This is a genomic window from Paraburkholderia sp. RL18-085-BIA-A (genome assembly GCF_046027075.1).
In the GTDB taxonomy this organism is placed as follows: Bacteria; Pseudomonadota; Gammaproteobacteria; order Burkholderiales; family Burkholderiaceae; genus Paraburkholderia.
Map to the genome: position 1 here is coordinate 1 of NZ_JARESU010000080.1, position 25,546 is coordinate 25,546.

Here is a 25,546-nt window from a genome sequence, read left to right on the forward strand (position 1 = left end):
CACGTTTGATAGTCGTGATGAAACTCCGAGGCTCACCGAGCGCAGCCTTCAAGTGCGCAAACGCGCGCTTTTGCTGCTTCTCGTCAGTGACAACGAGTGAGTTAAACACATAGTCTTCTCGTTTCCCCAAACCCTTGGAATCAACATAACAGAAAGCATCAAGCACTCGTTGGCGTTCAGCAAGTCCCTGCCGTTCACTGTCATCCAAAGCTTCGACATCGTTGCCGAGCGTGCTAGGCCTTACAGTTTCGTCCACGAGATACACGTCGGACAGAGGGCTGTCATCTGAATCAACGAGCCATTCTTCCCATTCCCCATCACGCTTCGGAGTTCCTGTTGCCGCCATCTTCAGGACATGCATCGACCGCTTTTGCGGGTCCCATACGACGGGTCTGTACACCACGTAGTCTCCATCCCGCGCCCGTTTGAAAAGCGAAAATCGATGCAACCCCTTGGGCCAACTTGCAGCCTCAAACGTCAAAAGCCGCTCCAACAGTTCCGGCTCCGCTACTTGAGGACGAACTTCTATCCTGTTCATAGTCTGGCTCATACATACCTCATCAATAGTTATCCTAACCTTCAATTCGCTTATCAACACAATCTTCAGAATTGCGCTACCGGATAAGCACGATTGGAGCGTCTCCGCGAAGCTCCTTACTGTGGTCGAGGGTCAGAAAGCCGTATGCGACCGCAACCGAGAAGAGCTGATGTGCGTTGACTTCAAGTCGCCGAGACAGACGGTCAAGGACCGAATTCATGTCTTTCCTCAAGCTGCTTCCGAGAACTGCTCTCGCGAAGTCCTGCGCAGGGTGGTACAACGTTTCGATGTTCTGGTCGCGAACGGCGCGATAAAGGACAAAATAGTTACTCCACTCTCTTGCCGTTAATGCATTGCGCTTCACCAGTTCCCACGTCCAGCCTCGTGCCGCCATTGCCTCGCGCTCCCGCTGCTCGCGTCTCATGTCGGCTTCATCCGGCGCGTAGTCGCTGTGCTTCACGGACACAACGTGATACCGGAGTTGCCGGGACCCGAGGAGCACATATGTGACGGTTACGTCCAGCGTCATCAGGTCAGTTCGTAACATGCGCCGCCCCGCTCGAAGCTCGCGTATCAGACGCTCTGAATCGTAGACGCCGTACTGCTCGCGAATATCCACGACATACGGATGAAACAACAATGCAAAAAGAACCCACAGTTCGCCGATAGACAACGCCTCGTACCGTCGAGCGAACTTCAGGCCACGGAAGGTCGTCCGCGTACTGAGCGATGGGGTTCTCGCCTCCAGCAGCGCGGAATAGTCCTCTCCATGTGGCCAACCAAATTCATCGACAGGCGGCAGCACTATGCCAGGCGGCGTTGCGAACGGGCGCGGGAGTTCAAGTATCTTGAAGGTGTCCAGACCAAGCAGCGGGTAACGAGCGTTAATGGTCGAGAAATCCAACGCGCTTGCCTGCGATAACGGCTTTCCCCGCGCCTTTGGGTCGATAGTCACCGGGTCGCCGGGAACGGCGAAGCCTTTGGGTGATATGTAAGCGTCCACTTTGTTCTCCATTCATGGCGAGTGTCAGAATGACAATTCGTGGTCAAACAGATTTCACACCTTTCGTGCTGGTCGACTGACCGAAACCGGAATACGCTCTCTGAATGCGGCCAACGTTTCAACATGCTTGTCGAGTGCCTCTCGGGTCGAAGGCATTCGGTGCTTGATGCTCTCCCATGTGCGGTACTTGCGATGGCCACGAAGAAGAACGGTTTCGGTAAGTTGGCGACGAAACCCGTCCTCTATCAACAGACGCGCTTTGCCGGCAACGTGCGCGCTCATGGATTCGTCGAGTTCCTCGTAGTAGCGTTCACGAGGTACGTTTTCACGGGAACCCAAATGGGATACATCCTCGCCAGCCTCAAGCAGGAACTGTTTAGAAATAAAGAATCGCGCGTTAGCCGGCATCTGACGCATCAGTTGCATATGCCCCATTCTTGGGTTTGCCGTCCTGAGTTCGCGATACATTTTCCGATAGTGTTCGGACCATCGTGCGAAATGCCTCTCTCTCCAGGCGATGTGATAATCCCTAGTTTTGCTCCGACTCGGTTTCGCTTCGGACGGGGCCGCAGGATACGTTGCTTCATCAGCGACCGGCGATGCGAACGCCTGTTCAACTGCGGTCCAGGTGCCATGAAGCGCTTTAAGAAGCGCAATACACTGCAACGGATGCCGCAATACGCTTGCGCCGTTAAGAACCTGACGAAACCCGTGGTTGAGTTCAGTGACCAGATTGACGCGCTCGAGCAATCGAGCGTCAGGGCTATCTCGGAAGAATTCCAGTGTGCGTTCCCATCGGATTCGCCCAAATGTCGTCAGGCCGTGCCCCTTGACCGCGCGTGCCACCTCATATGCAATTCGCTCTCGCCGGAACGCGGGCATGTAATCGCTATTGAGAAGGCAAGCGGAAATTCTTGCGAGTTCAATTTCTGCGTCGACATCTCCATCTACCAACTTCGATGCCTGCGGAAGCGGTCGGAGACCGCAGCCGCAATGAGCAGCCGGATGCACGCCATATACCTCGAATTGCGAGAAATCAGCGCAACCTTCACAAGTTGTATGTAGCGGCATCTTATGGCGCGAGCACATAAGGAGGCCCGGAATGAGATGTTCACGGCGCCAAAATGGGAGCGATTGATTGCCTGGTGTGATGTCCTCAACGATACACCGAGGACATCGTGCTGAAGGCACCCGAGTCCATTCAGACCCCGGGCCGTTGAGTCCAAAAAATGACATCAGACCTCCTTTGTTTTTCTCAAAGAAGTGATTCACCACCTTCTCCTTGTGCTCGGCTCTCATCGTCCGCAAGACGAGAGGAATCAATGAATTTCTTTCGCGCACGCTGTCGCGAGAACCGACGTAACGGAGCAATTCGTCAGCATATTTACCTAGTCCGCTTGGCAGCACCCGCGCACGAGGCAACTTCCCCTTGGTAGCAAAGCGACCGATGCGAGCCAAGTACCGTCCAAACTCCTCCTCCGGCATGATTTGGGAGCGTATTAAAAGTCCTAACGAGTTCGTCATTGCTTGTTGATTACGTTCGCACGTGGCGGTTGATAGTGACTTTGCGCAGTCGAGACCTACGGGTGATACTGGAGCTGTTCACAGCCGCGCCCGAGAGCTCGAGCAGGACTTTCGCGTGTTCTACGCGTCTGGCAACGAATACCTCACGTTGTGCCGGCAGTTGGGCAAAAACACCGGCTCCATTCAATCTCGATGCGGCCAGATTGAACGCCACGACGGACATCCCATAGCTGACTCGCGTCTGGTAAGAAGACGACAGCGGGGCAAGTCCATCCTCGGAGAAACGAAAGTCCTTCGTGTTGTCACGAATCCGGTTCAAAACCATGTTAGGTAGCACGCGAGGCGTGCGCGGCTGTCCTGCTCGGCGAACCGGTACTTCGTTCAATTTGAGCCAGACGCGGTCATGTCTGTACAACCATGTCCATAGCGCCTGTCCGTGATGTCTAACTTGAGTCCTCGTCAGCCCGCGCGATTCATGTCGGAGAGCCATCCAAGCATCTCGCTTCGCCGCCAGCAGCTCTGCGTCGGAAACCCGCATGGCGGAGTCGGATGTGCGACGGCACTGAGACTTCGGCAGTGCGTCTACGTCGGTCGCGAGCCACTCCATGAGCACCATCAAGACCGGGTGAATCACTCGCCTGTCGCTATTCGCCGCCTTCAAATATGCCGCAACAACATCGACGTCCCGAACCAACGCATTGAGTCTGACGTCTTCGAACCCATCGGAGAGCATAGACACCAGCGCCTGTCGAAGAGGCTCGACGCGAACGTGCTTCTCTGGTGTGACGTAGCCCTTTTCGCGCAGCAAATGAAGCACGCGCTCACGCGCCGGCGCCTGCGGCGCCAAGAAGGCAAGGGAATACGTCATCCGCGCGAAGCGCAATGCGTTGTGACCCGCGACGCCCTCCGCCGACTGACTCATCAGCGATTCGAACGTGCCGCATTCTTCATCGCAAACGAGGCCGCGCTCATGAAGGGGGCAGCGTGTTACGAAATCCGCACAGTGCATGCAGTACGAAACCCGCCGGCCAAACTGGTCGCGCGCAAGGATTCGACACTCCGGGCACTGCAGTCCGTGCCGATTCCAGCACTGGTAGAGCGGCGGCAGGTGGCAAAAGGACGTACGGGCTTGCGATGCATGTGTCACTGATTCGACTGCGCGGCTTTTCATCGACGCATGCACACCGAGCAAATGAAGCGGTAACAGCGAAAATGCGGACAGGACCTGGTCTGGTGTGCCGTACGCTCCTTCAGTAAGCGAGCAAAACTGGTTAGCTCGGCACGGAAGACTGCCCAATATAGTCCGACCACTCCGCTCCACTTCGGCATATGTTCGCCTCGCGAGAGGCGAGTCCGATGTACGTGAGACCATGCAAAGGACACTCGTTGCTGTTTCGCCCGGTGCCGCAGGCAGAAATGTTTTACGCATTGGGCATCCCTTCTTGGTCTGCATCACCTGGATACGGAATCCGCCGGCCTTTCTCATCTTCCAGCCCAGGGACAGTCTTCATGACGAGTTCGAGCGGCAACCAGTCGCCGTGACGGCGGACGCTCGTGTTGGTGAGTAAGCCGCCATATTTGCGAGCTGTCGTGATTGCTTTTAGATGCGGTTGCTCCAAAAGAAGGGCCAGCTTTGCCGCATGACTAAAGTGGTCGCGAGACACATCCGAGGTGACTAAATCGCGCCAATTTCGCGACATATGCGCGCAGAGCTTGTGCCCAAGGTCCGTGTGGCCCAGGGTTTCCTTCCAGAGCACATCGAAATACCAATCGGGAGCTTCGGTTCCGAAGTGTTTCCGCAGATACCGGTTAAAGATGAACTGCGCCTCGGCATGCCAATGCAGCGAATCAACCGGGTGTGGGGGGACGTGGTATTGGCCGGCGCCAGATAGCGCCCGACGAGCGGAGTCCTGTTCAGACAACGCGGCCGCGGCGCCCGGAGTTACCATGATGACGACGGGAATTCCGGTCGCATCTGCGAAACGCGCGAGAGTGTCCCAAAGCTCAGACGCTTTGTCCGGCCGGGCGTTTCGCGTGTTGATATTTTCAACAATGAGGCATCCGAGACTACCTGCGATAGCAAGCGCCTGAAGCAGTGCGCCTATCTCGTCTTCGCCACGATGAATTCGCCCACGTGCTTTGCTAAACAGGTTCAAGCCTAGCGCATCGTCAAACGCCTTAACAAATCCCTTCGCAAAGGCTCTGAGACCACCAGTGGGCCCGAACTGGACTACGAGGATTCGTGCTCTTAAATAGCACACCAATCCTTCCGGCGAATCGACGTTAATCTCGTCGACCTCGTCGCCGAATAGCCTCACGAGGGCCCGACGTATTGCAAGTCGCCCCATTCCTTCTGGCACGACAACGAGGAAGCCACGCGCAACGGCATTGGGCACCCTCACCTTAGCGGCAGGAGAGGAATGCCCGTGCCGGTCAGATTGGTGAAAGATAACCTCGAGGGCTGACTCGGTCTTATTCCGGAATTCAAGCGACGAAAGGTCTCGTTCACTTGCGCTTTGAAACACGGCGCGCACGAGGTCGAATCCAAGATGAGCGTGCTGAATTGTCGGCATGACGGCCGTCTCAGCAGTCGCGTCTGCTGGCAAAAACTCCATTCGCTCAAAGGCTGCGTCGAGCGAAGCAATCTGAGGAAGGTTTGCGAGTGCGGGGTTGGGGACACGCGGACGCTGCGCCGCTCGCCGACCGTCTGGTGCGCTAGCCGCTGACGTAGTCAGTTCCATCGCAGTTCCTTCGCGAATCGACCGGGCGAACAGCACGCGGAGCTCATCTCACCGCGATTGGCGGCGTCGTGCAGACGGATGCGACCCGGCAGGGTCGCCCTTCTACGGGCGCCGCCGAAAAGCGCCGAAAAATGAAACCATCTTGGACTTCTGCCGAAGCGATGCCGCGAACAGCCGGGACGACCCATCATCACGGGCCGCCGTAACGCGTTGATATTAATCATACTTCTCAAGCATCTCACTTCTGCTCGTACGAGCAGGGCCACGCCACCTTTACCGGTGGCGGACGGTTTATTGACACAGAACCTGCCTCGTGAGACACTACGCGCGACTTGATGCACGTGCGGTCTTCACGAGAAGGCTCACCGACGGAAGGGACGGTTACAGCCGTCCCTTTTGTCGTTTACCGGTATTCTTCAGCGAAGTATCCGTCGCCGCTCGGTGTGCTTCCGCTACCAACTACATTTCTCATCTCCTAGGACCCGACACGGGTTCGTCACTATCTGACGGTGGCCGCTCGTATTTCATCGAGAGCCGTGCGAACGCAATCGCCCATCGGCTATAAGAGCAAAAGCAATGCGCATCGCCTGCGCTCAAAGCGCCTCTCGCGCAGGAGTTAATGCAGGACACCCTTGATTCCGGCGCCCACGCGAGTACGGTGTCCAGGAGAGTCACGCCACAAGGTCGGACAGTATTCCAGCCTTAATCGCCGCGTTCATTGTGGAGTGATGCTCTCGAAGACCCAGGTCGCCGGAGCCAATCTCTCTTTTGCTCAAGCAACGACCGCACATCTGCAAGTACATCAACTTGCTTGACAGAACGACCATTTTAGGTATACTAAAAGGTTGTCTATGCCGCGCCGGGATGCTACCGGAAGTCCACTCGCGTAGCAAGTCCTTCTCGCACGGCGCATCCCTCTTTTCCAGTTGCTCGACTCCGGCGAACATTCGCTGCTCACCATGTTTCGAGCGACACACGCCTGGTACAATTGGCGACAGCGTGTCCGCATTTTGCTTCCAAACAATGGGGGATTGCTGCGTTCAAGCATGCTGAATTCGGCGATTTTTACTGTCGTTAACAGTAGGTCATTTCCTTCTTAAATCAAGGGGTCTCGTGAGCGGAGCGGAAACGGCTTGGTCCAGTCTTGCCTCGCGTGTCGTGCGCGTCGTACTGGCGAGAAAAGACGTTGGCTACGCGCAGTTGTCCCAGGGCTTGGCCTCGATGGGCGTGAAAGAAAGTGACAGAGCTCTCGCATCCCGCGTTTCCCGTGGACGCGTGAAGCTGAGCCTGCTCCTCCAGATTCTTGCGGTGACTGGCGCAAAGGTGCCCTCGTTGTGGGCCGGTGCCGTGTCCATGGCTGGAACGTGGGAGCAGCGCGCCAAAATGGTTGTCGTCGCAGAATTGTCTAGGCAACCAATGGTTGCATTCGAGGAACTCGCGCAAAGGATGGTTCGGCTTGGTTCGGACTTGACTGAAAAGACATTGACGTCGCATCTGGACGAAGGGATTCTCTCTCTTCCGGAATTTCTCCAATGCCTCGTCGCTTTGGGTAGCTCAAGCCTCGAACTCTATGTGGACTACGAGGACCTCGTTGCTGCCGCTCAGGCGGCGCCACCTCCGCCGTTCCTGTAACGCGGCGAACTCTCTTCCTTGCTTTTTCACCTTACTTTACTAGAATCAAAAAGAGCGATTTTTATGCCCTTTTTTGATTAGCGCATCCCGCATGCACATTAGGCAAAATAACGACCACCGCAGTCTTGGACGACCGTCCGTTCGGCCGATGCGCTTAGCGTTTTTACGCACGAACTTGCCACGCCAGCGCCAACTGCGGGCGCGGCGCACTCACCGACTCGACCGGTTAATCCGATACACGGGACGAGGCGAACGGGTAGCCCTCATCGTCGGAACTTGCGTCGACGGTACGCCTGTTGTGAAAAGGAGGCTGTCATGCCTGTCTGGAGCGTTCCCGACGTAAGCACCGACCCCGATATATCCATTTCTGACTGGCAAATCTTCGAGACAGAGAATGGCTCAAGACATTTCGTGGGCAGCAACGTACGCGAGCACACTGGGCGCGTCAGCACGGCTATTCAACTGTTCGACCCTACCGCGCTACGCGGCGTCACCTCTTCTGGTCGCGTCTATCAGCTGGTCGGCCCACGGGGTTGCTCTGCGGACGGTCAATACCTGTGGGAGCGTTGGTGCGCCATCAACGGGGTAACTTCGTACACCGACGTTACGGCCGATGTGCTCGTGGAGGGAGAGACATGACAACGTCAGCCGAACGCACGAAAGCGGTCGCCGATACGCGGATTTTTTTACAGATGCTTAGCAATGCAGAAGACGTCACGATTCGCGGTCTAGTGCAATCAGTTGCAATTGGTCTTCTAAGGCACTACCCCTTGAAAGTCGACCTGGACGTGTCCGCAGACGCGCTTCCGGAAGTCTGGGCGCACCCGACTGTCGAGCGACCTGACGAACCGACAGCGTGCCCTCGCGTCGTCCCGTTGTTCGTGACGCGGACTGACGAATAGCGTATCGAGCGAGGATGACCATGGTGCGCCGTCGAAACAATCCAACACGTGAACCTTCGACCCCTGATGCCCGCGTATTAGAGATTTTGCGAAGCGCCGCGGTCGCAGTGACCCTGTTCGACCCCGTAGGAGCCCGAGCGCTTCTTGAGATTCCCGATGCTGAACTCGGACGTCTTTTTAAACGCGCGCTTGTGCGAGTTGCGGGGCTAGCCACAGTGTTGAACATAGAACAACGTTCGATTCGCGAAGAAAGCGCGCTAAGGCGGAGAGAGCTTGGTTCAAATCAAGGGGAGTCGACGCCGGCACGTCTGGTTGCCAACGCAAAATTACTACACAAGTCTCATTTCTGTGCAGCCATCGGGTTCACCCCCCAAAGGGTCAGTAAAGAAGTCGCTGCTCAGCGCATCTTCAGTGTCGACATCGACGATGAACCGTATATCCCAGCATTCTTCCTGGTTGAACAAATTAGCCGAAAGGACTTAGCGAAGGTTGTTCGAACGCTTCGTGACTTGACAGGTTGGAGCAAGTGGAATTTCTTCACAACGCCCAATAGTGCGCTGGATGACCTGACACCGTTGCAAGCACTCTTTTACGGCGACCGGAAGCAAGTGTTGCGCGCTGCTGCGGAATTCATCGAGCGATAGGGAAGCCGTCGCCGGCATCCCTCAGTTGGGCACTTACAGAGGCAATGGAAGCAATCTGGCAATTCGCTCTCGACAATCCGGCGTTACTGGTCGTGCCAGCACTCGCGTTCGCACTCAGCTTGGTCATACTGCGCATCAAAAGGAAGTATGTGAATGAAGGAGTCTTGTTTAGGCGCTTCCCTGCTTCGGAGCGCGACCAACGCGCCTCAAAATCACCGGGAGAAGTGATGAACTCGGATAACCATATCGACCTCGAGATTGCACTTCGCAAGTTTCACCAATTGGGCCTGGAAGACGGGGACCTAGGATATGCCTACTGGCATGAAGTCGGACAGTTACTGAAACGAGCGGCAGTCATGCAAACGCAAATAGATGCGCTCAGCAAGGAGTTGGAACAATGTCGCGCGAGGCTCAGCAATGCGGATTGATACGAAAGCATCGCCAGACGCGAGGAGACTTCAATGAAGGAAGGAATTGGTGTGGAAGAGCGACTGTTCAGGAAATCGGACAAGCCTTCTGAGGACTTGAGTTGCAACTGGCACTACAAGAAATCCCCGAGCTACAACGACTTCGCCTCTACAGATGCGGCAGGGAAATGGTGCATCTTTGTGAGCCCCGCCGAAGTAGACGAGCAATGGAGCAAGATTAGAGACGCTATCGAGAATGACCAGCTAATGTGTGCAAAGGTGTCCACCGGCCTGCGCAGCATGAGTCGCGATGGGCATGTCATCTGCGTCTACACGCGTGACTGGTCCGATATTCAGGACATCAAGCGCGCCCGCGACGTCTTGCGGTCGCTGGGCTTCGTGAAGGAACTCGGCTACAAGCGTGACATTGATACTCGAAGCGGGAAATACGGTCCAGGTGAGTGGCACTTGCGCGCGTAGCGAGCGGGTCGTAACTCAATTGAGGAGCACAAGTGGCCCATTCGCAAGATGAAAAGCTGGAAAAAGCTGGCAGCTGGCTGCGAGACGCCGACGGACTTCTTGTCACTGCGGGCGCAGGAATGGGCGTCGATTCCGGCCTTCCTGACTTTCGCGGTCGAGATGGCTTCTGGCGCGCCTATCCCGCGCTTCGGCACCGCGGCCTCTCGTTCGAAGACATGGCAAACCCGGCGAGGTTTGCGGAGCATCCGGAACTCGCGTGGGGCTTCTACGGACACCGCTTGACGCTTTATCGAGACACCGTTCCACACGAAGGCTTTGCGATATTGCGCAGATGGGCGGACCGAATGAGCTATGGAGCGTTCGTGTTTACGAGCAATGTCGATGGACAGTTCCAAAAGGCCGGATTCCCGGAACACCGTGTTCACGAATGCCATGGGTCGATTCACGCACTCCAATGTCTGGATACCTGTACGGACGATACGTGGTCGGCGAGAGATTTTCATCCGCTCGTAAATGAAACAACCTCCGAGTTGGCGAGTCCGATGCCCCGTTGCGCTCGTTGTGGCGCTCTCGCGCGTCCGAATATCCTGATGTTCGGAGACTGGGCTTGGGTCGGCCTTCCCTATGAGAAACAGCAGCAGCGACTCGCAGCCTGGATTTCTTCCGTGTCGACGCTTGTTGTTGTGGAAGTGGGCGCCGGGATTGCGTTACCGACGGTACGACGCTTCAGCGAACGATTCTCCGCGCAGAGGCTCATTCGAATCAACCTTCGGGAGTCAAACACGAAACCGTCGCATGGAGTCGGTTTAGAGGGCGCCGCCGCTGCGACGCTCAGAATGCTTGACGCCCAGTTGTGACTTTTCGTAAATCACAGTCGACTGCATAGTGCGGATACACCTCGGCACCCAGTTGTTGGCGCTCCGCTGAGCGAATTCGCGCACGGCGCGACGACATGCGAGGCGTGTCCGATGGTTAAACCGACTCGGCAGTTGCCACAGCTATAGAGAACGAGATGACGGACCGACGTGTGCCCGATGATTTTCCGAGAGACCAAGACCTAGGCTCTGTAACTGGGGTTCAACCAAAACTTCTCGTTCGCGAAGTCGACGGGCGTTATCTAAGCGGCCTCACTGAGGAGCAACTTTGGGTACGCTATGACGCTTGCGAGGACCTTGCTACTCAGCTAACCGCGTATGTGTCGCGAAAGATTGCTAGCTCGGGTCTGTCACCAGATGTGGCGTTGACCCGGGTCGAGAAAGGCGTGAGATTGAAGGTCGACTCTGGCGAGTGGGACTTCTTCCAAGGGGAAGTGGCTTGGGTCATGAAGCGCACGCGGCAACTGCTACTTGCGGCGAGCGATAGCTAGCGAGCACACCTGCCAAGAAATCTGAAGCATTATCCCGCCCCCACCGAAGGAGCCAGACCCTCTCTACGCTTCCCCTCGGTGACAGACATTCGAACACGCATTGCGCTCGATAGGTGGCTTCGCTGGCTAAAGGAAGGCAAGTAATAGTCGACACGCACAGTTGCCGTGTTGACCATCACCATGCCGGCCTCCACGGACCTGCGAACAAGGGTTCCGTACCAAATGCCGACCGGGCCGCCTGATTGAAGGACCCCCGTGCTAGTGCGTCAAAAAATCGAGCACCATACGGTTGAACTTGTCCGCATGCTCCCACTGCGCCCAGTGGCCACAACGATTGAAGATGTGGAACTCGGCATTCGGCATGCCCCACAGCAGACGCAGGCCCACGTCCATCGGAACGAACCTGTCGTCGCGACCCCAGATGATGAGGGTCTGTGCCTTGACCTCGGAAAGGCGGTGACCGACATCGGGAAACTGCTTCGGATTCGCCGCAAGACTTTTCGTGAAGTTTTCGAGATGCTCTTTCTGCGCGAGCATATTGTTCAGGCGCGCCTGGAACAGGTCTTCGGTCAGGGTGCTCGTGTCGTACACGAAGACGTTCATCATCTTCTTCAGGTTTTCAATCGTCGGCTGACGATACAGACCCTGTAGCAGCTTGATGCCTTCGGTCGGCATCGGAACGAACTGACTCGGCCCACCTGTACCGCCGCCCATCAGGATGAGCTTGCCCACGCGCGATGGATTGGCCATCGCGAAGGCGACTGCGCTGTGGCCACCCATCGAATTGCCGATAATGTGTACTGGACCTTGCACGTCGATAGCGTCGAGCAGTCCCTTCAGAACTCGCGCATTCAGCTCTGAGCGCGAACTCGTACAGACAATGGGGTCGCTCTTGCTCCAACCCGGACAGTCCATCAGGATGACCCGATAGCCTGCCTCAACGAGCGGCTCCAGGTTGCGATTGAAGTTCGCCCAACCGCTCGCGCCAGGACCCGAGCCATGCAGCATCACGACAGTCTCGCGCCCCTGCCCCAAGTCGTTGTAGTGAATCTGAAGGTCGAGGTCACCTTCCTTGATACGCACTAGCTTGCTGGTTCCTGCTTCCGTCAACTGTATGTTCGTGCTCATGATGCTTCCTTTCTCACAAAATGGTTGAAATCATTCGAAGTGCCTTCCTTGGCTTTGTGTTCGGCGGTCCCGTTCAGGCTTTTCCCAATACATCCGACAGGGCAGATTGGAGGAGCCCTTTCGCCATTGAAGCGTCGAAGACGTTTTCGCTTTGCCGCCAGGCGACATATCCGTCTGGACGAACGAGAAGCGCCCCCGCCTCTGAGACCTCACGCACACGTTGCCAGTCGCAGTACGGGTCTTGCGAGTCATTCGCACCGGTTACGACCATACGCAGAAATGGCAAGCCCAGCTCCTCAGAGGCTTTGACCCACGCACCACCAGACAGGCCCGTCACCAGCGTGAACTTCCCTTTTCCGGTGACGTCGAGGGTAGAGACGCGATTGCCATGCTTGTCGATGAGCCACGCGTGCGGAATCTTCGCGCCCGGTCGCGTGGTCGCTTGCAGATAAAGTTCCTGGTCACGCTTCCATTCCTCGGCGCCGACCTGCCCGTCTGGGATGACCGCTGACGAGGAGTACCGTTGGTTCATTTCAACGCCTTGTGCGTTGAATTCGCGGTTCTTGAGTTCCAGGGCCTTCTCAGCCGCCTGGCGTGCCTTTGCGCCTTCGGGACCTGGGTCCTTGAACCGTGCAATGCCCGCCGCGACCGGATTCTCTGCGCCTTCGACGCTGAAGACCGCTTTGATAGGCGCGTAGTCGAGACGCGACTGGTTGGCACGCAAGACAATTTGTTTGCCGACAGGCGCGCGCTCTAGTGAGTAAGTCTCGAGCAGTTTGTCGCCGGCATAGCCCTTGAGGACGTACGCGAGCTTCCACGAGAGATTGAAGCCGTCTTGGACGCAGGTATTCAAGCCGAGTCCACTGGACGGCGGGTGGCGATGCGTGGCATCCCCGCCGCAGAAGACGCGACCTTTTGAATACGTCGTCGCGTAAGCCTGATTCACATACCAGACCGATTTGCGAACGATTTCCACCTCGAGGTCCGGGTCGCCGACCAGGATTCGAATCTTACTGAGTACCGTTTCCTCGCTCAGGTCTGGTTCACCTTTGGATATGTCGAAGCCCCACCCCGCAATCCACTGAGTCCACGGTTTGACCGCGCGAAGCAATCCGAGGCCAATCTCACCGAATGCAGCGTCCGGACTGACAATCCAGTGAAGGATGCTGGGGCGATGCTTCACGTAACGCGCGAGGTCCGCATTAAAGATGACATAGGCGGTACCCGCTCGTGCCATCTGACCTTCGATTTGCAGGCCAAGCTCCTCGACAACCTTCGAGCGCGCACCGTCGGCACCCACCAGGTACTTGGCGCGCATTGAATATTCACGCCCCGTAATGCGGTCTTGAAGCTGCACGGTGACGCCACTCTCGTCCTGCTCGTGCGACAGATACTCTGTGTTGGTCGAAAACGTAGCGCCGCGCTGAGCCGCATTTTTGAACAGGATTGGTTCCATCTCCGGCTGGATGATGTCGACAACATTGCACGGGCTACCCTGAACGTAGTCGCCGTGGCGCGCATCGCCGGTACCCCATGAGCGCAACCGAATCAGCTCCTCACCGGCGAGGCTGGTGGCGAACAGACTATCGCCCATCTGGTCCCACCCCGTAGCATGCCGAAGCACTTCTTCCTCAATCTCCAGGTCCCGATACACCTCCATCGTTCGCTGATTGGTGATGTGCGCGCGTGGCGTGTCAGCCAGCCAGTTGAAGCGCGAGACGATATGCGCGCGAACTCCGTATGTCGCCAGCGCGAGGGCTGTCGTGACACCCATTGGGCCAGAGCCGACAATGACCACATCGGTGTCGAATTCAGTGTTGGTTCCCATAATTGCTTCCTAGCTTTTAATAATCAAACAAACAGCATCCATGGGCACTGGCCGCGGGCCGCGCACCCGCTCGTCGGGCGCCGGGACGTGGGGACCATTTCGGACACCGCATCCGTTTCCGGTGCAATTTGGTTCGGCCCGACGTAGTCGAATGTCGCCGACCCGTTTCACTCACGCTGCTTCAATGGCGTCCTTTCGGGCTACTCGCACAACGCGCTCCGGGAACGCGAAGGCAATACAAATTGCGCCGACCGCGGAGAGAGCAGCAATCAACAACACGCCATTGGTCAGGCTGCCCGTCGTGGTCTTGATGTAACCAAGCAGCGGTGGGCTCGCAAAGCCGGCAATGTTCCCGAGGGTGCTAATGAAAGCGATGCCAATGGGCGCAGCCTTCTTGCCGAGATACGCGGGCGGGATGGCCCAGATGAGCGGCCCACTGGCGCCGGTCGCGAAGCTCGCGACCGCGAACGAGATGAGCATCAACGGCAGCGAATGGGTCGTAGTGCTGGCAATCAGGCCAAGTGCAATGAGGCAAAAGCACAGCGCGAGGTGCCAGCGACGTTCCTTCAACCAGTCCGAACTCCAGCTCAGAACGATTGCACCAATGAATCCCATGGCGAGCGGAATGGCAGTCAGCAATCCGACGTTCACGAGCGATGCAACACCACTTTCCTTGACAATCGTTGGCAGCCAGAAGAACAGCAGATAGTTGCTGCAGATTGCTGTGAAGAACAGGAAGGCGACGAGGTAGTTCACCGGGTTAGCCAAAACCTGGCGAAAGACGCCGAAGGAGTGGTCGGGCGACACCACGACTTCAGAAGCGAGGTCCGCCTTGACCGCTGCCTTTTCTTCAGCGGTCAGCCATTCAGCGTCATCCGGCTTGTCGCGCAACGTGAGGAAGCAGACAATGCCGAGCACGCATGCTGGCAAGCCTTGCACGATGAACACCCATTTCCATCCTGCCAGGCCGAGGGCACCATTCAGCGACGTCAGAATCCACCCGCTCAATGGTGCGGCGATAGAGCCCGCAGCGGCGTTGGCTACGAAAATGACAGCTGTCACACGGGCACGCATGCTGGCCGGAAACCAGAACGTCAGGTACAGGACGATGCCCGGCAGGAAGCCTGCCTCAAATGCGCCAAGGAGCAGGCGCAGCGTGATGAGGTGTCCCACGGTCAGAACGAACGCCGTGGCGGCCGTAGCCAGACCCCAGAGGAACATGATGCGGACGAAAGTGCGGCGGGCGCCCCACCTTGCGAGAAGGATATTGCTCGGCATCTCGCACAGCGAATAGGTGATAAAGAATGCCCCCGCCGCGATGCCATACCACGTGGGATTGATGCCCAAGGCATCGCTCATCTGCAGCTTGGTGAAACCAAGGTTGATACGGTCGATGAATGCAACCCCGTAACACACGAAGAGCAACGGGATGATGCGCCACCAGATTTTCCGGTACGCCCGCTTTCTGAGCAGGCTCGCATCGGAATTCGAAGCGAGGTATTCGTTCATGTCTGCCTCCAAACGTGGATAGATGGTTTTTTGTTCTTCGTCACCGGGCCGTCAAGGGCCCGGTGGGTCACTGCTTCCTGCTTCAGGCCGCTTCTTTCTGCCGTCGCACAAGGTCCAGCGCAACGTCGACAATCATGTCTTCCTGACCGCCAACCATTTTTCGCTTGCCCAGCTCGATGAGGATTGTTCGCGTATCGAGTCCATACTGCTTTGCCGCCGTCTCAGCGTGTCTCAGGAAGCTCGAGTAGACGCCGGCGTAACCGAGACTCAGCGTCTCTCGGTCCACGCGAACCGGACGGTCCTGAAGCGGGCGTACCAGTTCTTCGGCCGCATCCATCAGCGCAAACAGGTCCGTGCCGTGTTCCCAGCCATAGACATCGGCCGCAGCAATGAAGACCTCGAGAGGTGCATTGCCAGCACCTGCTCCCATACCGGCCAGGCTTGCGTCAACGCGGATTGCGCCGTTCTGAACTGCGACAATCGAGTTCGCCACGCCGAGCGAGAGGTTGTGGTGTGCGTGGATGCCACGTTCCGTTTCGGGCTTGAGCAGTTCGTCATATGCGCGAAAGCGTGCAGCGGTGTCATCCATCGTCAGGGCACCACCTGAGTCCGTGACGTACACGCAATGCGCACCGTACGATTCCATCAGCTTCGCCTGCTGGGCGAGCTTCGCTGGTTCCAGCATGTGCGACATCATCAGAAAGCCCGAAACATCCATGCCAAGTTCACGGGCGTATTCGATGTGCTGCTTCGAGACGTCAGCCTCAGTGCAGTGTGTCGCGACCCGAACGGAGCAAACACCGGATTCATATGCACGCTTGAGGTCGTGGGTAGTTCCGATGCCAGGAATGAGTAGCGTGGTCAGCTTGGCGTGCGTGATGACCTCAGCAGTTGCCTCAATCCACGCCCAGTCTGTGCAGGCGCCGAAGCCATAATTGAAGCTCGAGCCGGAAAGACCGTCGCCATGGGCAACTTCGATGGCGTCAACTTTTGCCGCGTCAAGCGCGCGGGCGATTGCACGGACTTGGTCAAGACTGTATTGATGGCGCACGGCGTGCATGCCATCGCGCAGCGTTACATCCTGGATGTAAAGCTTGGATTTGACTTCTTTACTCATACGGCCTCCGCGGCAGTGCTTTCGTGTTTCAGGCGACGAACAATGCTCTCGGCCGTGGCCAACGCCGCCGAAGTCATGATGTCGAGATTGCCGGCATAAGCAGGCAGGTAGTGGGCGGCACCTTCGACTTCGAGGAATACCGTGACCTTCATGCCGGTGAAGGAACGGCCCAGTTCCGCGATGAACAGCGGATTCTCGTCGGTGTAATGCTGGAACTGGACCTTCTGCTTCATCCGGTAACCAGGAACGTACGACCTGACCTTGGCGACAGTCGCGTCAATTGATGCGGTGACCGCTTCTTCGTCTGTGCTTTCGCAGAGGCAATACACCGTGTCACGCATGATGAGCGGCGGCTCGGCTGGATTCAGAACGATGATTGCCTTGCCGTGCTTTGCTCCGCCGACTTTTTCGATTGCCTGCGACGTTGTTTCAGTAAACTCGTCGATGTTGGCTCGAGTGCCGGGGCCCGCCGAACGCGACGAAATTGATGCAACGATTTCCGCATAGGGGACGTTCGAGACCGCGCTCACGGCCGCAACAATGGGAATGGTTGCCTGGCCGCCGCATGTCACCATGTTGACGTTCGGGGCATCGAGATTTTGCTCGCCATTCACGCACGGAACAGTGAACGGGCCAATCGCCGCTGGCGTGAGGTCGATGACGCGTTTCCCGAACGACTGCAATACGGCGTCATGCTTCTTGTGAGCGCCCGCCGATGTCGCGTCGAACACGATTTTTATTTCATCGAAGTTCGGCAGGCGCGTCAGACCGTCAATGCCTTCGGCTGTAATAGGCACGCCCATGCGTTCAGCGCGCTTCAGTCCATCGGACTCGGGGTCGATGCCGACGAATGCGCCCATCTCAAGAACGTCAGACAGACGAAGCACTTTAATCATCAGGTCGGTACCGATGTTACCGGAACCGATGATGGCTACCTTGGTTTTGGACATAGAAAACCTCTTAAACGAATTTCGCCGTGACTTCGCCGAGTCCCGACAGTTGGGCGACAAACGTGTCACCAGCGGTGACCGGGACCATGGGACCCAGTGCGCCGGTCAGCACAACGTCACCGGCTTTGAGAGGACGGCCGCGGCGAGCGATTTCGCCTGCGAGCCACACGGCCGCATTAAGTGGGTGTCCGAGGCAGGCTGCACCGCAACCCGTCGATACGACATTCGGACCTGTCGTCACCCCGTCGTGGTCGCGACGCATCGTCATCTGCAGGCCGCGCAAATCCAGGTCTTGAATACGACGTGCGGGTCCGCCAAGCACGAACATTCCAGACGAAGCGTTGTCAGCCACGGTGTCAAAAAAACGGATGTCCCAATTGGCAATCCGGCTGCCGACAATCTCCAGGGCCGGCACGACGTACGCCGTCGTTCGAATCAGGTCGGCGATTGTTGGCGTCTCAATATCGAGGTCCTCGGCCAGAACGAGGGCCACTTCCGCTTCTACCTTTGGCTGATGCAGGCGGCTAACCGGAATGGGTTCACCTTCCCCCGCGGCCATATCGGCGAACAGCATCCCGAAGTCGGGCTGGTCAACGCCCAGTTGCGCCTGAACTACCTTCGAAGTCAGTCCGATTTTTCGACCGACGAGTCGGCGGCCTTGTGCCTCGAAGAATCTCGTATTCGCGTCCTGGATTGCATATGCCGTGTCCACGTCGTCGGACGAGCAGCGCGAACGCAACGGAGCGATGGTCTGCCCGGTTTCGTAGCAATTGCGCAGTTCGGCCGCCAGAGCTTCAATGCTCAAAGCGTTGATTGCGTTGTGTTCAACAGCTGTATCTGACATGAGAACCTCTGGTGTTTGCTAGCATCGACGTACAGTCAAGAAACGGAGTCGACTTCGAGCGGGTGGTAGCACCCGCGCCAATGGACCAGCGGCGATTTGTCGGCTACTCGCGTGCGCAACACGCGGCCCACAAAAATGGTGTGGTCACCAGCTTCAATTTCGCGCTCGAGGCTGCACTCAATCCAGCCCAGACAACCAGCGACGAGCGGCAGTTCTTCGAGGCCCTTCAACGCGTCGACCTGCGCAAACCGGTCAATCGGCTCGCAGAAGATGCGCGAGACATCTTCCTGGTCAGACGCCAGGATGTTGACCGCAAAGTGCTTTGCCTGACTGAAGACGGGGTACGAGTACGATGTCGTCGTTAGACTCCATTGGATGAGCGGTGGGTCCAGCGACAGTGACGAGAATGAGCTGACGGTCGCGCCGTACGGCTTGCCCTTAGCATCGAGCGCTGAAATCACGGTGATGCCAGTTGCAAAGTGACCAAGCGCGTGGCGGAAAGCGTTCCCTGTCGCGCTAGCCTCTGTTGACGATGTGTCGGCGGCTCGGTTGGTGTCTGACATGATTCAATCCTCGTTCCCGGTCGTGACTCTCTCGTTATCGCTCATGAGTTCACTTCCGCTGCCAGTTCGTTGTCGGTTGGTTCCGCTACTGTGACCGGACCATTCGGGTCACCTGCCAGTGCAAGTGCCTTGTCGACCAGACGCTGCATGTCGGGATTGCGGTTGCTGAGATAGTTCAGTGCCAGATTGCGAACCGGGTCGCCCGCGTAATAACGTTCGTATTGCACGAGGCGCTGGCCGAAAGCTTCCCCGGCGAGGTCCCATGCCAGCTTGAAAAGCTTCACGCGCTCGACCGACGGCATACCGCCGGCACCCTGGTAGTACAGCGCGAGGTTGTCGGACAGTTCCGGCGCACGGAAGTCAGCTCCGCTCGGCATCAACATGAACCCGCCGGCACCAATGGTTTGCATCACTTCAATGACGCGTGGATACGCTGTCGGGAGCATCGTGCGGATTGCCTGCAGCGGAGCAAGACTAGGACGCACGGTGCCCACTTCCGTCGGCTCCGATTCATACTCAGAGCGCACGAGTGCGCTCTTGACCTGCTCGATGTAGCCCAGCAGTTCGCCCAGCATCTGCTGAACGTGCAGGAATTGGTCTGCCTTGATGGACTTTGCAACAGCGATTGCAAGGCCGACCGAGAACTGCATCTTGATAAGTGCGCGGGTGTTCGTCTGATGCGCGGTGTGGTTGCGCACGCCGGTGTGGGTATAGAGCTGGTTCGACAGTTCGACCTGGCGATAGCAGAAGACACGGTCCCACGGCACGAAGACGTTATCGAAGATGAGAAGCGAATCGTTTTCTTCGAAGCGCGTCGACAGCGGATGGTCGTAGCTCTCATGCGCTTCGACGTAATACGGGTCGCGCGAAATCTGGCGCATGCCCTTGACGTCAGTCGGTACCGCGAAGATGAGCGCGTGGTCTTCATCGCCTGCCTTGAACTGCGGCAGGTTGTACATAATCATTTCGTCTGAGACCGGGCCGAGCGTTGCAATCATGCGAGCGCCGCTGACGTAAATACCTTCGTCGATTTCCTTCACGACACGCAGGTGCATGCTGGCCTGCTCAGACGACTGCTTGGAGCGGTCGTTCTGCGGCGTGATGAGCGCGTGGCTTAGGAACAGGTCGTTGTCGCGGATGTACTCGTAATACTTCACGATGTTGTCCGCGAACTTCTGGCCGCCCTTGGCGAAATCATGGCGTGCTTCCCAGAAGGCCAGCAGCGTGACATTCATGAAGTCAGGCGAACGCCCCATCAGGCCGAAGTTTGTCTCGGCCCAGATGCGATAGGCTTCACGACGCTTGCGCAGGTCTGCTGCAGACTTTGCGGGCATGAATGCCAGGCCGGCACGTTCACCAGTCTCCGGCACGACATACGTGACTTTGTCCTGCAACTCAGGGTCATGCTGCGTGTCGTACAGCGCGGCGAGTTGCTCGACAGCGCCTTTGAATGCCGGGTGTGTCGTGACGTCATCGACGCGTACGCCGCGGACCCATACGTCGCGCGGGCGATTCTTCAATCCTTCGATGAACTGCTTGCCGGTTCTGATACCCATGACTTGTCTCCTAAATTCGCAATTGCGTCAGACACGCGATGCTTTTGATTCGGCGAACATCATTGCCATGCCGGCAATCCATCCTTGAATCGCCTCGTAGTAAATAAGGTCGGCCTTGTAGTCGCCATTCACAGAAAGTGCTGCGAATGCGGCAACCCACGCCAGAACTTCGGGACCACCGCGTCCGGCTTTTTCGCGAACTTCTCGAGTAGTCAAAGCGTCGAAATCTCTCAGATTCCCGCTCTGTAGTTGTTCGATGAAAGCCTTGTCCCAATCGGCGTCTACCGGGAGAATTTCCGGGGTGCCACGGACCGCGCGTACCCCTGCTGCCAGTACGCGCTCGACTCGGGCACGCTGCACCTCGTGCGATGGATGTCGGCCGCTGATAAGCCGCTCCTTCACTTCGTCAGGCGCGGTAACGATGCTCGGAGTCGGTGGGTCGTGAGACAGACCGCCCGAAGCGGAAATCAGTACGCGCTTGCCGGACGCAGCGGCCCAGCGTCCGACCGCTTCACCGAGCAGGCGGGCGCGTTTGAACGTCGGTAGTGGTGGAGCTGCGCAATTGATGAAGATGGGAATCGTCGGGAACCGACTGAAGGTCCCAAACATGCGCTCCCAGATTTGGACGAAACCGTGGTCGACTTCCATGCGATAGGAGACCGCGATGTCCAGACCGTCTTCAATCAGCGCGTCGCTCAATTTCACAGCGTCATCGGACGCAACCGGGAGTGTCCCCGTTGTCGTATCCCAGTCGCCGAGCGAAGTCGCATTTACGCCGATGCAGAAGCTCGGCATGAGCTCGTAGAAGAAACCATTGAAGTGGTCCGGAGCAAACTGGATGAGAAGGTCCGGTGCGAACTCTTCTGCTCTTTTTGCCAGAGTGGCGAAGCCTTGCTTAACAGCGGAGCGCACGTCATCTCCAGCAACTCCGTCTTGCATCAAGGGGGTATGAGATGCACCCAGCACGGCCAATGTCACGGTCTGTCTCCTATGTTCAATCGTCCGTGCTATACGCACGGCCAGCTCGATGGCTGGTCTATCCGCTTTGCCCACCGCTGAGGGTGGCGGCGATGTCGGCGAAACGTTGAACAAATGGTAGCTAGACGGTCGTTACCCGGATAATGCGTGTTTTCTATAGAGTCCATCCGATTTATGGTTATCAGTTTAAACCCTAACAAGGAAATGACTTTCCTCAATTATTCATGAGGTTATGAAGTCTGATGGCACACGAATAAGGTCAAAACAGTCACCAGGGAAAGCCCCGATTCGAGAGGCGAGGTGGTCCGGTCATATAATCGATTTATGGATAACTTTGGCCAAAGTTGCACACAATCGGCCTAACGGAGACAGACGTGGACTCGCGGTTGATTGAGTACTTTCTGCGTGTTGCGGAGCTTGGGAGCATCAACAAGGCAGCGACAGACCTGCGACTGTCCCAGCCCGCGTTATCGCGCCACATTGCGCTGCTGGAGCATCAAGTGCGGGCGAAGCTTTTTACCCGGACCCAAGGCGGTGTGTTGCTCACCGATGCGGGGACGCTATTGCTTGAGCGCGCGCGCCCGATTCTGCGTCAGCTCACGAAACTGGTAGAACAGGTCGGCGACCGAGCAGCGGGACAGCTGTCCATCGGTGTTGCGCCTTCCTGGCGCTATCTGTTCACATCCAAATACATCCCACGCCTGGTTGCCGAATATCCCGGCGTCACATTGCGGGTGCACGAAGGCGCCAGCCACGAACTGCGTGAGGTCATGCACTCCGGGATGCTGGACCTTGCCATCGTGCCATTCGAGGGTTCTCCGCCGCAAGGATACGTGCACACGCCTCTCATTCGAGAGCCGCTGATTCTCGTCGGGCAGAAGGAGGCGGGGTTGCAACCTGATAAGCCTGTAGCTCTCTCGCGGCTCGAGGACCTGCAGTTCGCATTGCCTGGAAAGCCCAACGTCATTCGAACTACCGTCGAGAACGCCCTCTCTCGCCGGGGTCATGATTTAAAGACGCTTTTCGAAATCGACGCAATGCACCTCTCAATGGAATTGGCGCGCCAAGGCGTGGCCGACACTGTCACTCCCTGTTGTGCGGTCAGCGGCAACCCATATTGGGAGGAGTCGTTGTCCTGGAGCCCGATTCGTGGTGCTTACATGACTTGGGCCCTATGCGAGAACACTGCGCGGTCTCACTCCCAAGCCGTACGAGAAGGTCAACGACTTATCTTCCAACTCGTGGATGAAATCGTGAGTAGCGGCCTTTGGCTGGGAGCGGAGCGACTCAAGAAAACATATGAGACCTCCACCGACGAACTCCTCGAGGAAACGTGAGGCAGTTTCAAGGCGAAGGTTGGGATGCGACCGCGCCGGCACAGCATCGCGCCGGCTGGTCACCACAATGACTGTTAGAACAGAGTTCGCATACCGAGCCGCAGAGCAGTCTGGTTCTGACCCGACGACGTTGCGAATGTACCGTTGACCGATGCGACAGCGCCTGTTCCGCTGGCACGCTGATAGATGGCATTCACGTACACATCGGTTCGCTTCGACAGCAGGTACTCCGGTGTGAGGCCGCCCTGATTTGAGTGGCTGTTGTCAAGCTGCTCGTTACCCTTTGCATGCTGTATCCACGCGCAAACTGTCTGTAACGAGAGCTAGCGTTGCGAACTAATGACAGACACGGTTGCCTGCATTAGCGCCACCACCTTAAAGCCAGGTTCATTCGCAACAAAAGCCCGAACTTCCCCGGTACAGACCACAAGTTTCTTTCCTGCATTCACGACGTTACCGACTGCGACGAAGAAGTCACCAATCGCAGGTCGCAAGAAATTTATCTTGAACTCAGCAGTTACGACTTCACACCCGTCAGGTGCTTTGGTCAGTGCTGCGTATCCACACGCACTATCAACGATGCTTGTAATGGCACCGGCGTGTGTGAACCCATGCTGCTGGGACAGGCCGCTCGAGAATGGCAGGTCAATCTGTACTTCTCCGTCCGACACTGACCTCACGGTGGCGCCAAGCGTTTTCATCAGCCCCTGCGCCGCGAAGCTAGCTTCGACTCTTGTTGTTATCTCGCTCATGCTGTCTATCCTCTCATTACGCGGAACCAGGGGAGCCAAACACTTGGTCTCCAGCTCGGCCATGAACTAGAAGACGGGTTCAGTTGACGGGAAGGCCTTGGTTTTTACATCCTCAACGTAACGTCGGATAGCGGCCTTGAAGCTCGACTGAGGGCCAAAGTCTTGAAATTTTTTGAGCTGTTCGACGTTAAGCCCACTCTAACTGATTATGGCGTCGATTAGCTCGCCGGCATCTCGTGTTTCAACGGCTCGAAGAGCGTTTTCACGTTGGCGGCGCCAGCGTCCAGGTTGTCGCGTACTGACGTACCGAACACTGAGACGAAGCAAGGCTCATGCTTTCTTCCGGAAGCCTTAGCGCCGGGTGGCGGGTCACATCACTTGCGCTAGACTGGCTTGAAAAACCGGAGGAAGACTTCGATGAGACGAAAAATGCTCAATGCCTCGCAACTACAGCAGGAGGTCAACCGGCGAATCCATCGACTGCAGGAAGTCGTCGAAGACGGCGTGAAGATTCGTGTGCCGCGGCCCCAATTTCAAGAGGCTGACAAGACAGGCTGCAACTGGAACATGACCCACTTCGGCAACGCGGTAGGCTTCGAGCGCGACATCGAGGGCGTGCTCAAAGACATGCGTGCCGAATACAACCTCAATCCCGAAGTGAAAGACACTGGCAACCCGTTTGGGGACTAATCGCGAAAGCCAGCGAACCCTTGTTCGGTTTTGAGGGATGGCCACTCATGGTGCGCCTAGGCGCACGCACCAGTCGATTAACCAGCCGAACAACTAACGTGCTATGGCCAGCATCGCTCATCGACGGGCTGCCACCGCGCAGGCACGCGGTTCTCTGTGGATGGATGCGCGGCGACACTTGTCAGTCGCGCAGCTACAAAGGAGTTGACCACCCGTAAAAGCTCGTTGAGGTCGGCTGGTTTGCGGAAAAATGCCGACCAGCAATGCGGGTCGGCGTCAGGCTCGGCCATGGCCGATAGCATCACAATAGGCATGCGGGCAAATGCGGGCTGGCATCTGACCCGCCGACACAGTTCCGCCCCGTCCATCTCAGGCATCTGCCAGTCAGTGACTATTAGCATCGGAATTTCGTGTAGGACTAGGCGTAATGCTTGCGCCCCATTTTGCGCAAGCAGTACGTGATGGCCCCCGCTTTCGAGTGCCAGTTGGAGCGCCCACAGGTTATCGGGGTCATCATCAACGAGTAGAACAGTCGACATGGCTCGGAATGCTTAAACGTTTGCTTAGCGTCCGCAACAGACATGCCTCCCATAAAGCGCATGCCTTCGTATGCGCGAGGCTACGGAATCCAAGTGGTCACGTTCACAACGAGCCGCCCAGGTCAGCGGCCGTGGGCTCGAAGTTAAGCATTCCTCCCCAGCGTCCCAGGTAATCCGAGCGGCTATTCCACGCTTACCCGGCTCGGAACGTCGCTTGCTTAGTCGTTGTTCTCAACCATTTAAAGGGGAAGGACAATGGCGGGCGACAGTTCATACAAGCCGGGCGAAATAGTAAAAGTTTCGGGTATCTATTCGGTCGTGCATGATGATGGGAAAGACACCTTCGAGGTCACCTGCGTCGAAGGCGAACACTTTCCGCCAACACGTAGCGGCAAAGGTGCGCATTTCGAACTGAAGTACGCAGCGACGCATTCACACAAGCATGGTGAACTGAAGGGCACCGAAGGGTGGAGCTAAAACAGGTTCTAACGTCGGCGCGTCGCAGAGTGATACTTTGA

General features: G+C 57.1%; 26 protein-coding genes. 10 read left to right on the forward strand and 16 right to left on the reverse strand.

Translation table 11 applies throughout. The annotated features are described in order from the left end of the window. The 5 genes from P0D89_RS35025 to P0D89_RS35045 form a co-directional block, all read right to left on the reverse strand. Nucleotides 1–550, reverse strand: a 550-nt coding sequence (locus P0D89_RS35025; RefSeq protein ID WP_408377862.1) for a hypothetical protein, incomplete at its 3' end; no start/stop codon positions are given. Between the two features lie 64 nt (nt 551–614). After that, nucleotides 615–1,541 carry a PDDEXK family nuclease gene (locus tag P0D89_RS35030; RefSeq protein WP_408377863.1) on the reverse strand — a complete coding sequence of 309 codons (927 nt, stop codon included), beginning with the start codon at nt 1,539–1,541 and terminating at the stop codon, nt 615–617. Nucleotides 1,542–1,595: 54 nt separating this feature from the next. After that, a complete protein-coding gene (locus tag P0D89_RS35035) occupies nt 1,596–2,999 on the reverse strand; it encodes a TniQ family protein (protein WP_408377864.1) in 1,404 nt (467 codons plus the stop codon). 76 nt (nt 3,000–3,075) lie between these two features. Continuing rightward, nucleotides 3,076–3,987 (reverse strand): TnsD family Tn7-like transposition protein, encoded by a 912-nt coding sequence (locus P0D89_RS35040; protein ID WP_408377865.1) that lies wholly within the window; start codon nt 3,985–3,987, stop codon nt 3,076–3,078. A 499-nt stretch (nt 3,988–4,486) separates the two neighbouring features. Further along, nucleotides 4,487–5,806, reverse strand: a complete 1,320-nt coding sequence (locus P0D89_RS35045; RefSeq protein ID WP_408377866.1) for a hypothetical protein — start codon at nt 5,804–5,806, stop codon at nt 4,487–4,489. A 1,113-nt stretch (nt 5,807–6,919) separates the two neighbouring features. Between P0D89_RS35045 and P0D89_RS35050 the strand changes: the two genes are divergently transcribed. The 7 genes from P0D89_RS35050 (at nt 6,920) to P0D89_RS35080 (ending at nt 10,728) form a co-directional block, all read left to right on the forward strand. Next, nucleotides 6,920–7,438, forward strand: a complete 519-nt coding sequence (locus P0D89_RS35050) for a DUF6471 domain-containing protein (protein ID WP_408377867.1) — start codon at nt 6,920–6,922, stop codon at nt 7,436–7,438. A 315-nt stretch (nt 7,439–7,753) separates the two neighbouring features. Beyond that, nucleotides 7,754–8,077 (forward strand): hypothetical protein, encoded by a 324-nt coding sequence (locus P0D89_RS35055; RefSeq protein WP_408377868.1) that lies wholly within the window; start codon nt 7,754–7,756, stop codon nt 8,075–8,077. 53 nt (nt 8,078–8,130) lie between these two features. Next, nucleotides 8,131–8,340 carry a hypothetical protein gene (locus tag P0D89_RS35060; protein WP_408377919.1) on the forward strand — a complete coding sequence of 70 codons (210 nt, stop codon included), beginning with the start codon at nt 8,131–8,133 and terminating at the stop codon, nt 8,338–8,340. Between the two features lie 14 nt (nt 8,341–8,354). Next, nucleotides 8,355–8,984 (forward strand): hypothetical protein, encoded by a 630-nt coding sequence (locus tag P0D89_RS35065; RefSeq protein ID WP_408377870.1) that lies wholly within the window; start codon nt 8,355–8,357, stop codon nt 8,982–8,984. A gap of 44 nt (nt 8,985–9,028) precedes the next feature. Then, nucleotides 9,029–9,412, forward strand: coding sequence for a hypothetical protein (locus tag P0D89_RS35070; RefSeq protein WP_408377871.1), 384 nt, complete (start codon nt 9,029–9,031; stop codon nt 9,410–9,412). A gap of 33 nt (nt 9,413–9,445) precedes the next feature. Continuing rightward, nucleotides 9,446–9,871 carry a putative phosphothreonine lyase domain-containing protein gene (locus P0D89_RS35075; protein ID WP_408377873.1) on the forward strand — a complete coding sequence of 142 codons (426 nt, stop codon included), beginning with the start codon at nt 9,446–9,448 and terminating at the stop codon, nt 9,869–9,871. Nucleotides 9,872–9,903: 32 nt separating this feature from the next. Then, on the forward strand, nt 9,904–10,728 hold the full coding sequence (locus P0D89_RS35080; RefSeq protein ID WP_408377875.1) for an SIR2 family NAD-dependent protein deacylase: 825 nt from the start codon (nt 9,904–9,906) through the stop codon (nt 10,726–10,728). Between the two features lie 767 nt (nt 10,729–11,495). Here the strand turns inward: P0D89_RS35080 and P0D89_RS35085 are convergent. The 9 genes from P0D89_RS35085 to P0D89_RS35125 all read right to left on the reverse strand — a co-directional run bounded on the left by P0D89_RS35085 (nt 11,496) and on the right by P0D89_RS35125 (nt 21,710). Next, nucleotides 11,496–12,365 (reverse strand): alpha/beta fold hydrolase, encoded by an 870-nt coding sequence (locus tag P0D89_RS35085; RefSeq protein ID WP_408377877.1) that lies wholly within the window; start codon nt 12,363–12,365, stop codon nt 11,496–11,498. 73 nt (nt 12,366–12,438) lie between these two features. Next, nucleotides 12,439–14,193, reverse strand: a complete 1,755-nt coding sequence (locus P0D89_RS35090) for an FAD-dependent oxidoreductase (RefSeq protein WP_408377879.1) — start codon at nt 14,191–14,193, stop codon at nt 12,439–12,441. 171 nt (nt 14,194–14,364) lie between these two features. Continuing rightward, a complete protein-coding gene (locus P0D89_RS35095; RefSeq protein WP_408377881.1) occupies nt 14,365–15,702 on the reverse strand; it encodes an MFS transporter in 1,338 nt (445 codons plus the stop codon). 82 nt (nt 15,703–15,784) lie between these two features. After that, nucleotides 15,785–16,819 (reverse strand): 4-hydroxy-2-oxovalerate aldolase, encoded by a 1,035-nt coding sequence (gene dmpG / locus P0D89_RS35100; RefSeq protein ID WP_408377883.1) that lies wholly within the window; start codon nt 16,817–16,819, stop codon nt 15,785–15,787. Then, nucleotides 16,816–17,769, reverse strand: coding sequence for an acetaldehyde dehydrogenase (acetylating) (locus tag P0D89_RS35105; RefSeq protein WP_408377885.1), 954 nt, complete (start codon nt 17,767–17,769; stop codon nt 16,816–16,818). The genes dmpG and P0D89_RS35105 overlap by 4 nt, the downstream gene beginning before the upstream one ends. Nucleotides 17,770–17,779: 10 nt before the next feature. Then, nucleotides 17,780–18,613, reverse strand: a complete 834-nt coding sequence (gene mhpD / locus P0D89_RS35110) for a 2-keto-4-pentenoate hydratase (protein WP_408377887.1) — start codon at nt 18,611–18,613, stop codon at nt 17,780–17,782. A gap of 35 nt (nt 18,614–18,648) precedes the next feature. Continuing rightward, nucleotides 18,649–19,176 carry a flavin reductase family protein gene (locus P0D89_RS35115; protein WP_408377889.1) on the reverse strand — a complete coding sequence of 176 codons (528 nt, stop codon included), beginning with the start codon at nt 19,174–19,176 and terminating at the stop codon, nt 18,649–18,651. 41 nt (nt 19,177–19,217) lie between these two features. Then, nucleotides 19,218–20,732: a 4-hydroxyphenylacetate 3-hydroxylase family protein gene (locus tag P0D89_RS35120; protein WP_408377891.1), complete on the reverse strand. Its 1,515-nt coding sequence runs from the start codon at nt 20,730–20,732 to the stop codon at nt 19,218–19,220. 27 nt (nt 20,733–20,759) lie between these two features. Then, nucleotides 20,760–21,710: a 3-carboxyethylcatechol 2,3-dioxygenase gene (locus P0D89_RS35125; RefSeq protein WP_408377893.1), complete on the reverse strand. Its 951-nt coding sequence runs from the start codon at nt 21,708–21,710 to the stop codon at nt 20,760–20,762. Between the two features lie 386 nt (nt 21,711–22,096). On the opposite strand from P0D89_RS35125, the gene P0D89_RS35130 reads away from it, so the two are divergent. Then, nucleotides 22,097–23,047 carry a LysR family transcriptional regulator gene (locus P0D89_RS35130; RefSeq protein WP_408377895.1) on the forward strand — a complete coding sequence of 317 codons (951 nt, stop codon included), beginning with the start codon at nt 22,097–22,099 and terminating at the stop codon, nt 23,045–23,047. Nucleotides 23,048–23,370: 323 nt separating this feature from the next. Here the strand turns inward: P0D89_RS35130 and P0D89_RS35135 are convergent, their stop codons facing one another. Further along, nucleotides 23,371–23,799: a PaaI family thioesterase gene (locus P0D89_RS35135; RefSeq protein ID WP_408377897.1), complete on the reverse strand. Its 429-nt coding sequence runs from the start codon at nt 23,797–23,799 to the stop codon at nt 23,371–23,373. A 417-nt stretch (nt 23,800–24,216) separates the two neighbouring features. Between P0D89_RS35135 and P0D89_RS35140 the strand changes: the two genes are divergently transcribed. Then, on the forward strand, nt 24,217–24,489 hold the full coding sequence (locus P0D89_RS35140; RefSeq protein WP_408377899.1) for a hypothetical protein: 273 nt from the start codon (nt 24,217–24,219) through the stop codon (nt 24,487–24,489). Between the two features lie 101 nt (nt 24,490–24,590). On the opposite strand, the gene P0D89_RS35145 is transcribed toward P0D89_RS35140, so the two are convergent. Further along, nucleotides 24,591–25,028, reverse strand: a complete 438-nt coding sequence (locus tag P0D89_RS35145; protein WP_408377901.1) for a response regulator — start codon at nt 25,026–25,028, stop codon at nt 24,591–24,593. Between the two features lie 255 nt (nt 25,029–25,283). Here P0D89_RS35145 and P0D89_RS35150 point away from each other — a divergent pair, with 255 nt between their 5' ends. After that, on the forward strand, nt 25,284–25,505 hold the full coding sequence (locus P0D89_RS35150; RefSeq protein WP_408377903.1) for a hypothetical protein: 222 nt from the start codon (nt 25,284–25,286) through the stop codon (nt 25,503–25,505). The last annotated feature ends 41 nt before the right edge of the window (nt 25,506–25,546 follow it).